The 13,917-nt window shown below is 67.3% G+C and carries 7 protein-coding genes and 3 pseudogenes; 3 read left to right on the top strand and 7 right to left on the bottom strand.

Annotated features, from left to right (window positions below; genetic code table 11):
- Positions 1-125: 125 nt before the first annotated feature.
- The 6 genes and pseudogenes from KJS59_RS07665 to KJS59_RS07685 all read right to left on the bottom strand — a co-directional run bounded on the left by KJS59_RS07665 (position 126) and on the right by KJS59_RS07685 (position 3,821).
- Entirely contained in the window at positions 126-1,490 is a 1,365-nt protein-coding gene (locus KJS59_RS07665; RefSeq protein WP_213451630.1) for a cytochrome P450, read from the bottom strand.
- 6 nt (positions 1,491-1,496) lie between these two features.
- Entirely contained in the window at positions 1,497-2,507 is a 1,011-nt protein-coding gene (locus KJS59_RS07670) for a terpene synthase family protein (protein WP_213451631.1), read from the bottom strand.
- 150 nt (positions 2,508-2,657) lie between these two features.
- A pseudogene (locus KJS59_RS32135) lies at positions 2,658-2,828 on the bottom strand (IS3 family transposase); the annotation flags it as partial.
- 12 nt (positions 2,829-2,840) lie between these two features.
- A complete protein-coding gene (locus KJS59_RS30975) occupies positions 2,841-3,104 on the bottom strand; it encodes a hypothetical protein (RefSeq protein ID WP_249713957.1) in 264 nt (87 codons plus the stop codon).
- 38 nt (positions 3,105-3,142) lie between these two features.
- A pseudogene (locus tag KJS59_RS32140) lies at positions 3,143-3,358 on the bottom strand (transposase); the annotation flags it as partial.
- A gap of 163 nt (positions 3,359-3,521) precedes the next feature.
- Positions 3,522-3,821 (bottom strand): IS110 family transposase, encoded by a 300-nt coding sequence (locus KJS59_RS07685; protein ID WP_213451632.1) that lies wholly within the window; start codon positions 3,819-3,821, stop codon positions 3,522-3,524.
- Positions 3,822-3,888: 67 nt separating this feature from the next.
- Between KJS59_RS07685 and KJS59_RS32455 the strand changes: the two are divergent.
- The 3 genes and pseudogenes from KJS59_RS32455 to KJS59_RS07695 all read left to right on the top strand — a co-directional run.
- A pseudogene (locus tag KJS59_RS32455) lies at positions 3,889-4,146 on the top strand (IS1634 family transposase); the annotation flags it as partial.
- Between the two features lie 151 nt (positions 4,147-4,297).
- A complete protein-coding gene (locus tag KJS59_RS07690) occupies positions 4,298-9,052 on the top strand; it encodes a family 78 glycoside hydrolase catalytic domain (protein WP_213451633.1) in 4,755 nt (1,584 codons plus the stop codon).
- Positions 9,053-9,231: 179 nt separating this feature from the next.
- On the top strand, positions 9,232-12,564 hold the full coding sequence (locus KJS59_RS07695; protein WP_213451634.1) for a family 78 glycoside hydrolase catalytic domain: 3,333 nt from the start codon (positions 9,232-9,234) through the stop codon (positions 12,562-12,564).
- A 173-nt stretch (positions 12,565-12,737) separates the two neighbouring features.
- On the opposite strand, the gene KJS59_RS07700 is transcribed toward KJS59_RS07695, so the two are convergent.
- Positions 12,738-13,760, bottom strand: coding sequence for a LacI family DNA-binding transcriptional regulator (locus KJS59_RS07700; protein WP_213451635.1), 1,023 nt, complete (start codon positions 13,758-13,760; stop codon positions 12,738-12,740).
- Positions 13,761-13,917: the final 157 nt, after the last annotated feature.

A 13,917-nucleotide genomic window follows, 5' to 3' on the forward strand; every position in this document is an offset into this window, starting at 1 on the left:
TATCCCCGGATCTTCATGCACTGGCGTTGGGTCACGACCGCCTGGTGAGCAGAATGACAAAAGCCCGGTGACAGGAGACTGTCACGCGGAAATCTGTGGGAGCCGGAGGGTTAAACTCCCTCCGGCTACCCGACCCTGGTTACGGGCCGGCGAGGTAATGCTCGCAAGAAGAGGTTACGTGGCTCGAGAACCATTCGCCCCGATGGCCGTACGGGGCGCGACGTAGCGGGGACCAGTCGCCACCGCTGGTGAATCGCGGCCATAGCGAGAACCGCGTTGGTAATGGTGAAGTTCTGACTAATGCACTTTCGCGGCCCAAAGCCGAACGGGATATAGGTCGTGGCTCTTTCCGCCGTGGTCGCATTAAGACCATCCCACCGGTAGATGTCGAATCGTTCGGGATCGCTGTACAGATCAGCCCGGTGGTGGAGGGCGTAAGGTGTGAGCAGTATCGGGGTGCCAGCCCTCACGAGGTGGTTGCCCAGTGTGATGTCGTTCACGGCGACCCTGCTGGATAGCCAGGCTGCGGGCGCGATACGGAGTGTCTCCGTGATCGTGTTCGAAATTGTCCGCAAATGAGGGATGTCCTTGTATTCAACCATCCTATCGCCGCACACACGGCCGACCTCATCTGAAATTGCTTCGTCCACGACGGTGTTACAAGAGATGTAGTAAAGCGTCCAGCCGAGCATGGCCGCGGTGGCACCAATCCCAGCGATCAACGTAGTAATCACTTGATCGCAGATCTCGCCATCAGATAATTGATCGCCATTTTCGTCCGGCCAAAGGAATGCGGAAAGAAGGTCTCCGTAGTCCTCACCGGCATGGCGATAGGTTGCGATGATCTCGCTAATCAGCCTGTCAAGTTCCAGCTTGACCCGGTGATGTCGTCGGTTAACAGGCAGTGGCAGCCTTGTCAGAGCGCGCGGCATCACCATGCGGATAAATGTTCCTCGAACAAGGATGCTGGCGCTGTCGAGAATCTTTTCGGCGACCGCCTGCTTCTCGAGAACTGGCGACCATGCACTGAACATCGTCGAGACTGTCATCCGCATGGCCAGATCCTGCATGGCCCGGTACGCGTCGAAGGCCTCGCCATCTGACCAGCTTTCGACTATTCGGGAAATCTCTCGCTGCACTATTTGGCTGTATGCTTCGACACGAGCCTTGCGAAATGCGGGCTGCATCAGCCTCCGCAGCCTTGCATGTTTCGCATTTGGGCAAGTCGCTAGACCATCGCCGAGGAATGTCGTGAGATTGTCAAAGAAAGGTCCACCCTTGTCGAAATCATGCCGCAAGTTGAGGAGGACGCTCGCAACAAGGTCGGGCGAGCACACAACGTAGGTGGAGCGAGAGCCGATCTTGATTTCCACCAGATCGCCGTGCTGCGGAAGCGAAGCCAGAAAGGCGGTAGGATCCGTGATCATCTGCCAACCATGGCCGATGACCGGCAAGGCGCCCGGCGCTCGCGGCACAAGACTTCGATTCATACCGGCTCAGCCGCCCTGCGGAAACAGGAGTGTGGTCGCCCATTCTGGCGTTTCGCGATGGCTTTCGTTCCTCGTGGATACCTGCTCCCACTCGTAGTCGCCAACGATCCAGTTATGGATGATGTCGGTATAGCCATTGAGGGCCGCTCTGCGTTCGACGCTAATCTCTGCCATGATCCTTGGTAGATTCGTCTGCTCAAGTTCGACGATTTCAGCTATCTTGCATTGCGCAATGGCTGAAGCCTCGGCCACGGCTTCCTCTCGTGAACATCCGCGGGTCGCTTCGATGATGTGAATGGTGTTATGCAGCCCTTGGACATCCTCGTGAGGTGTGGACATGGAGTCGTTGCGTATCGCCACGAGATCGGCACCGAGTTGCCGCAGTCGGGCCAGTGCGGGATGGTGCCACACCGTGGGGTCAACCTCCATACCGCCCCATTTCTCGGCCAAATCGTTCTGGCCAAATGCACACGTAGTCGCCGCCCGGAATGCGAAGTAGTCGTCTAGGTTGCGGAAAACGAAGCCAGTCGCGCGGTCCAGTGCTTCGGTCACTTGTGAAGAGAAGTAACTTGTCCAGTGGAAGCGTAGCCGGGCAAGCAGGGCGGGCGAGGAACCCGCGGTCATCTGTGGCCACAGGTCGGCGAAGGCCCGCACGGTCGGAGTGTCCACGGCCAGTCGTGGGCTGAACTCGCCGTTCACGATCGAGATCAGCGTCCCGATCACCTCAGTCACGTTCTCCGCGTTCCGACCGCCCTCGCCATCGAGCTGGTCGTCAAAGGGTAAGAAGTACCAGCCCATCATACGTGCGGCCACGCAAAGGTCCTCAGCGTTGGCGTGGGGATAGAACCAAGCGGCCACCTCGGCGAGCCTCCAACTCACGAACGCCTGCACCGAGTCCTCGTCGTGCAGAAGCCCATGGCTCTTCATCCAGTCGATGGCGTCGCCACGTGCGTGGTTCAGATGGGGATTCGTCTGCAAAGGCCATGGTGCCAGGAAGGCGGCACCCGAGCGCGTCATCCTAACCTCCAAGGCATAGTCTGACCTTTCCCTTCTTACCGCGAGGGTGACCGGGCGTACTACGACATCCCATTAGCTGGGATGCCTTCTCGCTACATCGAGTGGGCGACTCTGAGTGACGGCATGGGCAGCTTCGATCCTAATGAGATGTCAAGCCCCGGGTTTGATGGAGAGTTGGTTAGCTGGTTTCAGGGGTGCGGTGAGCGGGTGGGTCATCGCGTGTAGGGCTTCGTGTTCGGCGGGTGGGATGTGCCCGAGTTCGCCGTGTAGGCGGCGGTTGTTGTACCAGTCGATGTACTCGACGGTGGCGATTTCCAGGTCGTCGAGTCCGCGTCAGGGGCCGGTGTTGCGGACGAGTTCGGCTTTTAGGGGGAGTTGAATGCTTCGGCCATGGCGTTGATGCCCCCTATGTCGAGCTGTTTGTGGACTTGATTGTGGTGGGGTGAGAGCGCGGCGGATTTCCGGGAAGACTTGGCGGACGATGTAGCGCTCGAGTATCCGGATGATCTCTTTGCGGCTGGAGCTGGTGGCGGTGCGGCGGGCGGCGTACTCACGGGTGCGGGGGTCGTGGATGAGACGGTTGGTGGCGATGTCCACAGTGCGCTGTTGGCGGCGCGGTCGCCGCCGCGGTTGAGGCGGTGGCGTGGGGTCTTGCCGCTGGAGTGCTGGACCGGGCTGACGCCGCAGAGTGCGGCGAAGGCGGCTTCGCTGGCCAGCCGGTCGGGGTTGTCGCCGGCGGTGGCGTTGTAGTTGGGCGGCGCTGACTGGTCCGATGCCAGGGCGGGCCAGCAGGCCGGGTGCGGTCTGCTGGACGACCTTCTGGATGTGGGTGTCGTTCTCGCGAATCTCAGTGTTGAGGTGCTGCCAGCGGCGGGACAGCGCGGCCAGGGCCAGGCTGGTGCCGTCGGTGCCGGTGAGCGCGGCGCAGGCGGTGGTCCTCGATGCGTTTGTGGTCGATGCCGGCGCGGGTGTCGTCGTTGAGTTCGAGGATGAGGCTGCGTAGCTGGAGTTCGGCTAGGTGCGGGACTTGATGGCGCTGCGGCGGGCGACCAGCAGAGCGCGTAGCTGGCCGGACGGGCCGGTGTGGGTCTTCGGCGTGGCGGTGGCGTCGCCGGCCAGCACGGCGCGGGCGGCGTTCTCCGCGTCGACCGGGTCGGACTTGCCGCGCCGGCGCCGGGCGGTCCGGTTCGGGTGGTTGACCTCGAAGACGGTGACGCCTCGGCCGGTCAGGTACTGGGCCAGCCGATAGCCGAAGCTGCCGTTCCTTCCACGCCGGCTTGCTCGATCGAGCCGAAGCCGCTGGCCCAGTCCCACATGGCCTGGTGATGGGCGTCGTCCGTCGGTACGCTGGCCACGCCCAAGCGGCGGCCGAGCTGGTCGAGCGTTGACCGCCCTAACCGATGGCACCGACACACTGCCGCGCAGCAAGCGCGACGAGTTCGCCGAGGTGATCTCCATCAAGCCCCCTGAAGCGCTACCTTCGCCGCACCCCCAGCGGACTGCTGCGCGTTGACGCCGCTACCAACAAAGACCGAGGCGAACCTCGACGGCAAGGTACCCGCTGCGCACCTCCGACCCCACTCTGTCCACCGAGGACATCGCCATGGGCTACAGCAGCTGCTGGAGGTTGAACCGGGGCAGGCATGCTAGAACGTTTCAATTCACAGCCGTGGCCGAAAGCGGTCATCTCTTCCCGGCCAGTTGTGAGGCGCGACAAGTCTTGCCTACTGTCCCCTATAACGTTTCACTGGCACAGCGGCGTCCAGCAAGAGGTGGCCCCCATGCGGTACATGCCTGATAGAGCTCGTCGTCTCGTCGGCGTGCTGACGGTGCTGGCGCTGACCCTGACCGGGCTCGGCGTACCGACGGCGAGCGCGAGCGCGCGGCCGGCGAAGGGCGATGGGGTCGCGCTCGTCGACCTCAAGGTCGAGCGCAAGCGCGAGCCCGTCGGCATCGACCTCGACCATCCCCGGTTCTCGTGGATCATCAGCACCACCGGGCGCGACGTCCGTCAGGAGTCGTACCGCGTACGGGTCACCACGGGACGGAACACCGTCTGGGACAGCGGAGTCGTCAGATCCGACCGTTCCTTCGACGTGGAGTACGACGGACCGGTCCTGCGGTCGACGACCGGGTACGAGTGGACGGTCGACGTGATCACCACCGCCGGCAAGGCGAGCGGATCGGCACGGTTCCGGACGGGGTTGATGACCGCCGCGGACTGGGGCGACAGCAGGTGGATCGGCGCGCGGCCGCCATCGAGCGACCCGCTCGTCGGATGGGACAACTACACCGCGGAGTTCGACTTCACCATCGACCACGTCGCGTTCGGTGCCTTCGTGCGCGCGCCGAGCCCGAACAACGCTCTGATGTGGCAGGTCTCCGTCGACGGTGGCACGCCCCGCCTGCGCCCCCACCGTCGGGTGGACGGGGGCTACACCCTGCTGGCGAACCCCGGTATCGACATCTCCTCGGCGGTGACGGTCAACCAGCTCACCACGCAGTCCAACAAGCTGAGTGTCACCGTGGGACCGGGTATCGACCAGTCCAGCGTCCACGTGCTCACCCGCATCAACGGGATCGAGGTCGACTCGCGCAACGTGACGCAGGCCGGCAATATGCAGCGCGGCTTCGTCGGCTTCCGTTCCGACTTCGCCAGCGGACAGCCGGAGCGGTCGCGGGCCCACGCGGTCAAGGTGACCCGGAGCGAGGACGGCCAGGTGCTGGCTGACGTCGACTTCTCCACCGGCTTTAACCCGTTCAGCGGCGGCACGGTCGTCAACGGCTCGCTGGAGCTCGTGGGGACCGTCAACACGGTCCTGGCGCCCGCGCCGGCCGCCGCCCCGCTGCTGCGCAAGGAGTTCGCCGTCGGTGGGCGGGTGCGCAACGCGACGTACTACGTCGCGGCCGGCGGCTACGCCGACGTCAGCCTCAACGGGTCGCCCGTCAGCGACGCCATGCTCTCCCCGGGCTTCACCGACTACGACGACACCGTGCAGTACGCGGCGTTCGACGTCACCGACCGGCTGGTCAAGGGGACGAACGTGATCGGCATGGAGCTCGGCCGCGAGTTCTTCTCGATGACCGGCGGCAACGTCTGGAACTGGGAGCGGCCGACCTGGCGCGATGAGCCGATGGCCCGGGGCATCCTGCACATCGAGTACGCCGACGGCAGTACCGGGCGTGTGGTGACGGACGACTCCTGGACCTACCGCGAGGGCCCGACCCGTTTCGACGATCTCTACGCCGGTGAGCGTTACGACGCGCGCTTCGCGGTTCCGGGTTGGAACTCTGCCGGCTTCGACGACTCCGCGTGGCAGGCCCCGAGGATCGCGACCGGGCCGAAGGGTGTCCTGGTGAATCAGCGGCAGCAGCCGGTCCGGGTGACCCGGTCCTTCCCCGCCGTCGGCATCACCGAGCCCGCGCCGGGCGTGTACGTGGTGGAGTTCCCCAACGTCATCGCCGGCATGGTCCAGTACACCGTCCGGGGCCCGGCGGGCACCACGATCCGGGCCGCCCACGCGGAGAAGCTGCTGGCCGACGGCCGCGTCAACATGAGCAACAACGGTGGCTTCCAGGCCGGTTTCCAGACCGACTACTTCACGCTGGCCGGGACCGGCAAGCCGGAGACCTGGATGCCCAAGTTCTCCTACAAGGGCTTCAAGTACATCGAGGTCACCGGTTGGCCCGGCGACGCCCCGCCGCCGCTGAGCGCCTTCACGGCCAAGCGGGTCAACACCGACGCCGAGCAGACCGGTCGGTTCGAGGCCGCGAACGGCACGCTGAACGGCGTCCACGAGATCGTGGTGAACACGCTCTACAACAACATCCACCACATCCCGACCGACACTCCGATGTTCGAGAAGAACGGCTGGACCGGCGACGCCGCGGTCGGTGCCGAGATGTTCATGCTGAACATGGATACCCACGAGCTCTTCGCCAAGTGGCTGCGCGACATCCACGAGAGCCGGGAGGTCAGCGGCTCCCGCGCCGGTGCCCCCATGGTGATCGCGCCCAGCTCGGGCAACTGGGGCGCCTGGGGGCCGTCTCAGCCCTGGCACGCGGCCTACATCGTGATCCCGTACTGGCTGTACCAGTACGGCGGTGACGACCGGGTGATGACCGAGCTCTACGACGGCATGAAGGGCTACGTCGACCTGGAGTACGCCCAGCGTCGAGCCAACGGCACCGTGATCAGCAACCGGCTCGGTGACTGGGTGCCGCCCACGGGCAGCCCGGCCGGCGGTCACGCCCCGGACGAGGACAACCGCGTGGCCGGCACGGCGTACCTCTACCTCATGCTGCGCACGATGCAGCGGGTCGCACAGCACCTGGGCAAGCCGGCCGACGCCGCGCAGTTCGCGGCGAAGGCGGAGGCCACCAAGACGGCGTTCAACGATGTCTACTTCCAGAGTTCCCAGGACCGCTACCGCGGTGAGGGTGCGGACGCCAACCGCTACCGGCAGGTCCACAACGTGCTGGCGCTTGCCTTCGATCTCACCCCGAACGGGGAGGTGGCCCAGCGGGTCGCCGACCGGCTCGCGCAGGACGTGGCCGAGCGGGACTACCACCTCGACACCGGCACGCTGGGCACGAAGTATCTGCTGCCGGTGCTCACGCAGTACGGTCACGAGGACGTGGCCTACCGGGTGGCGACCCAGACGACGTACCCGAGTTGGGGTTACAAGCTCGCGAACGGTGCGACCACGGTCTGGGAGCACTGGTCCCTGCAGGCCCGGTCGTTGGGCCACTACTTCCTCGGCACCATCGAGGACTGGAACTACCACTACGTCGCCGGCATCCGACCCTCGGCCACGACGGGCTACCGCGACGTCACCATCGCCCCGGCCCTCACCGCTCAGCTCGACCACGCGTCCGCGACCACGCAGACCCCGTGGGGTCCGGTCGCCAGCGACTGGCGCCGCCAGGGTCGCCGGCTCTCGCTCAACGTGCACGTCCCGGTCGGTACGACCGCCACGGTCGAGCTTCCGGGGGCCAGCCGCTGGGCCGTGTCCGAGGGCGGACGGCCGGTGGCCGGTGCTGCCGGCGTACGCGAGGTGACCGTCGCCGACGGCGTCGTACGGGTGGTCGTCGGCTCCGGAAACTACCGGTTCGTCTCCGACGAGCAGCTTGGCCTGATCGGCGCGGCGATCGAGGCGACGCAGCCCCTCGCGGCCCTCGTCGACGCCGCCCGCCGGGCCGGCGACCTCAACCCGGGGCATGCGCAGCGGCTCTCCGCCGCGGCCGCCACCGCCGAGACGAAGGCCCGCAACGCCCACGCCGCCCTGCTCACGGGCGACACCCGCACGGCCGCCCGGCACCTGGCGGCCGCGCACCTGGCGCTGGAGTCGATGGCCGACATCCTCGCGAAACGGGGCACCACCGGCCTGGCAACGCTCGTGACCGCGGTCGACCGCGCGATGTCCGCCGTGTCGACCGCCGCGTCGGACCTGTTGGGTCTGTCGCTGAAGGCCGAGGCCGCTCCCGACGCGCTGCGGCCCGGGGACCGGGTCCCCGTGCGGCTCACCGTGGCCAACGACGGCTCCGAACGGGTGGTGAACGTGCGGGCCACGCTGACCGGGTTCGGTAAGGGCTGGACCACCACGCCCTCGTGGGTGCGGCTGACCAACCAGTTGCCGCCCCGCGGCACCGGCGAAGGCCGGATCGAGCTGGCGGTTGCCGAGCAGCAGCAACCGGGCACCGTGCGCGGCGACGCCGAGGCGACCTACGTGTACGCCGACGCGACCCTGACCGTGCGTGGCCCGCTCGAGGTTTCCGTGCAGTCGCCGGTGGTCGTGGAGTCGGTCACCGCCGAGCCGGCCGAGGTGCGGCCCGGGGCGTCCGCGAGGGTCACCGTGACGGTGCGCAACGTCGGCCGCGCCCCGACGCCCGGCAAGCTCCGGCTCGACCTGCCCGAGGGATGGCAGCCGGTCGCCGGGGCCGACCTGACGGTCCCGGCCGGCCAGGCCCGCAGCGTGGCCCTCGACGTGGTCGTCCCGCGCGCCGCCCGCCAGGCGGTCGAGGACGGCACGCTCACCGCGCGGTTCGTCCGCGACGGCGAGGTCCTCGCGACCGGAACCGGCTCGGTCCGGGTCGCGATCACCCCGGACGTCACCGACGCCCTCGACCATGTCGACCTCGGCGATGCCTCGTCCGAGCAGGCGCACCGGCTGACGGCGGCGCCGTCCTCCGGGACCAGCACGGAGGCCGGACTGACCCGGCGCTACGCCGGACACCTCACGCCGTTCTCGTGGTTCGAGTTCGACCTGGCCGTGACCCCGGGCAAGGCGTTCGTGGTCCGCGCGGTCGAGACCTACGACCGTGCCCAGACCAAGCGCTACAAGGTCTACGTCGACGGTGAGGAGGTGCTGCTGCGCACCTTCGAACGCTCCGCCGCCGGTGCCGGCACCCAGACCTACGAGCTGGTCGTCCCGGCCTCGCTCGCGGCCGCCGACGGGTCGGTCCGGATCCGGTTCGAGAACCAGGACGACCCGGCCTACTTCGACCCGTCGATCGCTGACGTCTGGTCGCGCCCGGTCTCCTGAGCGCGCATCGCCGCTTCCCGGTCCCCGCCCAGCCCCGAAGAAGCTGTGAGGTTTGACCCCAAGGAGACCACGACCACCGGCGCGGTAGTGGGCCCCACCCGTACCCGACGAGCCCAGACATCCAGGTCGTCGGCGGCGTCAGACCCGTGAAGCGTGGGTCGAGGGGGTTGCGGGCGGCGATGGAAACCCTTCACGAGATGGTGGTTTTGATGCGATCTATCCTCATGCCTGTCAACCTCGGCCAGGGGCCTCGGAAACGCGGCAGGCTGGCGCTGGCGTCGCTGCTCGTGGTGGTCGTGTCGTTGGCGCCCGGCACGGCCGGTGCGAGCCCGGGTGTGCGCGGCTCCGCCTCGCCGCCGGGCGTCGGAACGCTGGCGCCGCTCGACCTGAGAGTCGAGGGCACCGCTCGGCCGCTCGGCATCGACGACCCGGCGCCGAGCCTGAGCTGGCGGGTGGAGAGCCGACAGCGCGACGCCCAGCAGTCCGGCTACCGGATCATGGTCGCGACAACTCCCGACCGGCTCGTTTCCGGTCGGGCCGACGTATGGGACAGCGGTCGGGTCGAGAGCACCGAGACGATCGGGATCCCCTACGGCGGGCCCGCGCTAAAGTCCAGTACGCGCTACTACTGGAGGGTTCAGGTCCGAGACTCCCGCGGTCGAGCCGCTGACTGGAGCCCCGTGAGCTGGTGGGAGACCGGCCTGCTCGACGACGCCGACTGGCGGGGCGCCGCGTTCGTCGGGCCTGACACCGCGGCCGAACTCATGTGGCGCGACTTCACCTACGAGGCGGACTTCACCATCGACCAGGCGGCCGCCAGCTTCCTGTTCCGGGTGAAAGACTCCGCCAACTTCTACCTGTGGCAGATCAACGCGGTCACCCGGCCGGGCTCGGTCATGCTGCGGCCGCACGTGAACCGGGGCGGCCGCTTCGCCAATCTCGACGACGTTGACCTCAGCCCGGTGCTCACCCCGCAGAACGCGGACGAATCGCATCACATCCGGATCGGGGCGTCCGGCGCCGTGATCACCACATGGTTGGACGGCGTGCAGGTCGACCGGCGTGCGGACGACTCCTTACCCGGCGCGGGTACCCTCGGATTCCGCGCCAGTAGCACTGCCGGACAGGCGGAGCGGGTCAGGTACGACAACCTCAAGGTGACCAGCCCGACCGGGGAAACGCTCTTCACCGACGACTTCTCCACCAACCCCGATCCGTACTTCCCTGGCACGCCGATCGTCGACGGCCAGCTGGCGCCGACCGCGGAGCTGACGATCTTGGCGCGCGATCCGGCCGCACCCCTTCTGCGGTCAGACTTTGCGGTGACCAAGCGCGTGGCTTCGGCCCGGGCCTACGTCTACGGTCTCGGCCTCTATGAGATGCAGCTGAATGGTCACAAGGTGGGTGACCGGGTACTCACCCCCACCAACGGTCAGTATGCGACGCACGCCCTCTACGACACCTATGACGTGACGGATGGCCTGCGGTCGGGTAGGAACGCGGTCGGGCTGTGGCTGGCCGACGGCTACGGCCAGGGCTACAGCCCCTACGCCTGGCGGTTCCTCGGTGAGAAGCGAGCCCGGATGCTGATCCGCATCACCTATGTCGACGGCACCGTCCAGTACGTCACCACGGGTGCGAAGGACTGGTCGTGGTCGACCGGGCCGATCGTTAGTGCTGACCTCTACGACGGGGAGGCATACGACGCACGCCTAGAGCAGCCAGGCTGGTCCTCGCCCGGCTTCGACGACCGGTCGTGGAAGCCGGTAACGAGCCTCCCCGCCCCCCAGGGACGGCTGGTGGGAGACCCGATCCCGCCTCGCCGGGTCGTCCAGACACTGCGTCCGGTCGCGCTCGATGAGCCCAAGCCCGGTGTCTTCGTCTTCGACCTGGGGCAGAACATCGCGGGTTGGGCACGGCTGCGCGTATCGGGCAGGGCCGGTGCGACCGTCCGGATGCGGGCCGCCGAGGAGGTCTATCCAAACGGCGGTCTCGACACCCGCACCAACCGCAACGCCGAGGTCACCGACACGTACGTCCTCAAAGGCGGGGGACCGGAGACCTACGAGCCGCGGTTCACCTATCACGGGTTCCGCTACGTGGAGGTGACCGGCTTCCCGGGTCGACCGACCCTGAACTCCCTCGAGGGCCGCGTCGTTCACGCCGACGTGCAGTCCACCGCGACGTTCGACTCCTCGGACAAATTGCTGAACGCCATCTGGCGCAACAACCGCTGGAGCATTGTCAACAACTCGATGAGCACACCGACCGACACGCCGGTGCGCGACGAGCGCACACCTCCGGCCATGGATGTGCAGGCCTATGCCGACGCGTCCACCCGGGAGTTCCGCATGGACACCTTCTACGCCAAGTACCTGCGCGATCTGCCGCCCGGCACCGCCCTGCCGACGGATGACGTGAAGTCGCAGTACCCGGACATGGCCGGCGGGCAGGTGGCACTGGCGTGGACGCTGTACGAGCAGTACGGCGATCCCGCCGTCCTGGTCGAGCACTACGACGACATGGTCCGGTTCATCGACCGTAACGTCGAGGAGAAGCCAGCTCTGATCTGGCCCAACAACGAGGGGTTCGGCGACTGGTGCCCGCCGGTGCACGGAGAGCAAGCCAACGGTGGTATGGGTGGGCCGGGCGTCACCAGCTGCTTCAGCGAGGTCTCCCTGGTCAACACCGCGCTCTGGTACCGGCAGGCACGTGACCTGGCCGCGACCGCCGCCGCGCTGGGCAAAACCAAGGACAAGGCGCGCTTCGAGGCGTTGGCCAAGCGGATTCGCGACGCCTTCAACGACGAGTTCCTCTCCGCCGCGGGGGACAGGTACGGCAGTGGCCGGATGACCACCAGCGTGCTGCCCCTGGCCTTCGGCATGGTGCCCGAGGCGAACGTGGAGGCGGTGGGCCGCCACCTCGTCAGGACCATCCTGGTCGACAACAACGGTCATCTCGACACGGGGATCTTCGGCACCCGCTACCTCATGGACGCGCTCGCTGCCATCGACAGGATGGACGTGGCGATGACGGTGCTGGGCAAGCACACCTACCCCAGCTTCGGCTTCCAGATTGACAATGGGGGCACCACACCCTGGGAGCAGTGGGTCTACAACGCGCCGATGATCACCCACGACCACGCCATGTTCGCTGGGATCAGCGCATCGTTCTTCACCCGCTTGGGCGGGATCGTCCCGACCGCACCGGGTTACGCCGCGATGACGGTCGCACCCCAGGTGCCGCGAGGTCTGGACCACGTGCGTGTCACCCAGGAGACGGTGCGAGGTCGTGTCTCGTCCAGCTGGGAGCGCTCGGGTCGCAGTTTCCACCTGATGGTCGAGATCCCCGCGAACACCACCGCGCGCGTGCATGTACCACGGCTGGGCTCCAAGGCCAAACACGTCACCGCGACCGGCGGTGCCCGGCGGGTCAGCGTCGGGGATGCCTTCGTCGTGTACGAGGTCGGTTCGGGCACCTACCGCTTCACCGTCGCGGCCATACCTCGCTGACTGAAGAACGTCGCCGCCCGCCCGGCCACAGTGCGGGGCGGGCGGCGGGGCCATCCCCGCCACGGTGAACCGCTGCGCGATCAGCCAGTCACGCATCTTCCGTAGATCCGGCATCACGTGGTGAAGGAGCGCACCTGCTTACGATGGCGGCCTCCCGGGCGCGACCGCCGGAGTCACCGCCGGGGCCGGTCGCTTGATGCCCGGATGACGAGCTCGGGTTGGAACACCACGTGCCGGTGCCGGTGCGTCGCACCAGCGTCGGCCTCCTCCAGCAGCAGTTGGGCCGCGGTCCGCCCCAGTTGCTCGCGGGGCTGGCGTACCGACGACAGCGGGATGGCAGCGGCGCCGGCGAACTCGATGTCGTCGTAGCCGACAATCGCCACGTCATCCGGCACCCGCCGCCCGTGCTTGGTCAGTTCCTGAAGTACGCCAAGGGCGATCAGATCGTTGGCGCAGAAGACCGCGGTGGGGCGCTGCGCGGCGGGTAGGGTCAACAGCTCCGCCGCGGCTCGCCGGCCGGCGGCTACGGTCAGGTTGGTGGTCTTCGCGATTCGCAGCTGTGCGTCGGCGTCGCGTTCGGCAAGCGCTGCCGCGGCGCCGGCATGCCGGTCGGCCACCTGCGGGATGGAGAAGGGTCCACCGAGGTAGGCGATGCGGCGGTGGCCTTGGTCCAGGAGATGCTCCATGGCCAGTCGGCCGCCCAGCAGGTCGTCGACCGCCACCGAGCATCGGCCGGCCCGACCGGATCCACGATCGACGAGCACCACCGGAATGCCCCGCTCGTGAAGCCGGTCGAGGCGGGGCTGTTGGCCATGGCCGACCGGGGTGATGAGCACCCCGCGTACCCGCTGCTCCTCCAGCAGCTCGAGGTGCCGGCGTTCCCTGGCATCGTTCTCGCCGCTGTTGCAGACGACGAGCATGGCGTCGGCCTCCTCAACCACCTGCTCGGCGCCGCAGACCACATCGGTGAAGAAGGGGTTGGCCACGTCGAGGACGACGATGGCGATGGTGCGGCTCTGGCCGGCGCGTAGCTGCCGCGCGGAGTCGTTGCGAACGTAGCCGAGCTCGGCGATGGCGTCGAGGACCCGCTGACGGGTGGCCGGAGCGACGGCGTTCGGCCGGTTGAGCACGTTGCTGACCGTCCCCAGCGACACGCCGGCGTGCCTGGCCACCTCCTTGATGCTTGCCGCTGTCATGGCTCCCTCGATGACGTGTACCTGCGATGGTGCGGGCGTTCGGTGCCCGAGGTCTGGATTGGGGCGATGATCGGCAGTAGTGTAGAACGCCCTAAAACGTTTCATCCACCGCGGACCGCGTGTGGAGAATCTCCTCGATCCATGGCGCGAGGCCAGG

It is taken from the genome of Rhizomonospora bruguierae (assembly GCF_018397995.1).
Taxonomy (GTDB): Bacteria; Actinomycetota; Actinomycetes; order Mycobacteriales; family Micromonosporaceae; genus Rhizomonospora; species Rhizomonospora bruguierae.

Coding starts and splice junctions, on each gene's coding strand:
- KJS59_RS07665 (WP_213451630.1), bottom strand. CDS start 1,490: ATGAATCGAAGTCTTGTGCCGCGAGCGCCGGGCGCCTTGCCGGTCATC.
- KJS59_RS07700 (WP_213451635.1), bottom strand. CDS start 13,760: ATGACAGCGGCAAGCATCAAGGAGGTGGCCAGGCACGCCGGCGTGTCG.
- KJS59_RS07690 (WP_213451633.1), top strand. CDS start 4,298: ATGCCTGATAGAGCTCGTCGTCTCGTCGGCGTGCTGACGGTGCTGGCG.
- KJS59_RS07695 (WP_213451634.1), top strand. CDS start 9,232: ATGGAAACCCTTCACGAGATGGTGGTTTTGATGCGATCTATCCTCATG.
- KJS59_RS07670 (WP_213451631.1), bottom strand. CDS start 2,507: ATGACGCGCTCGGGTGCCGCCTTCCTGGCACCATGGCCTTTGCAGACG.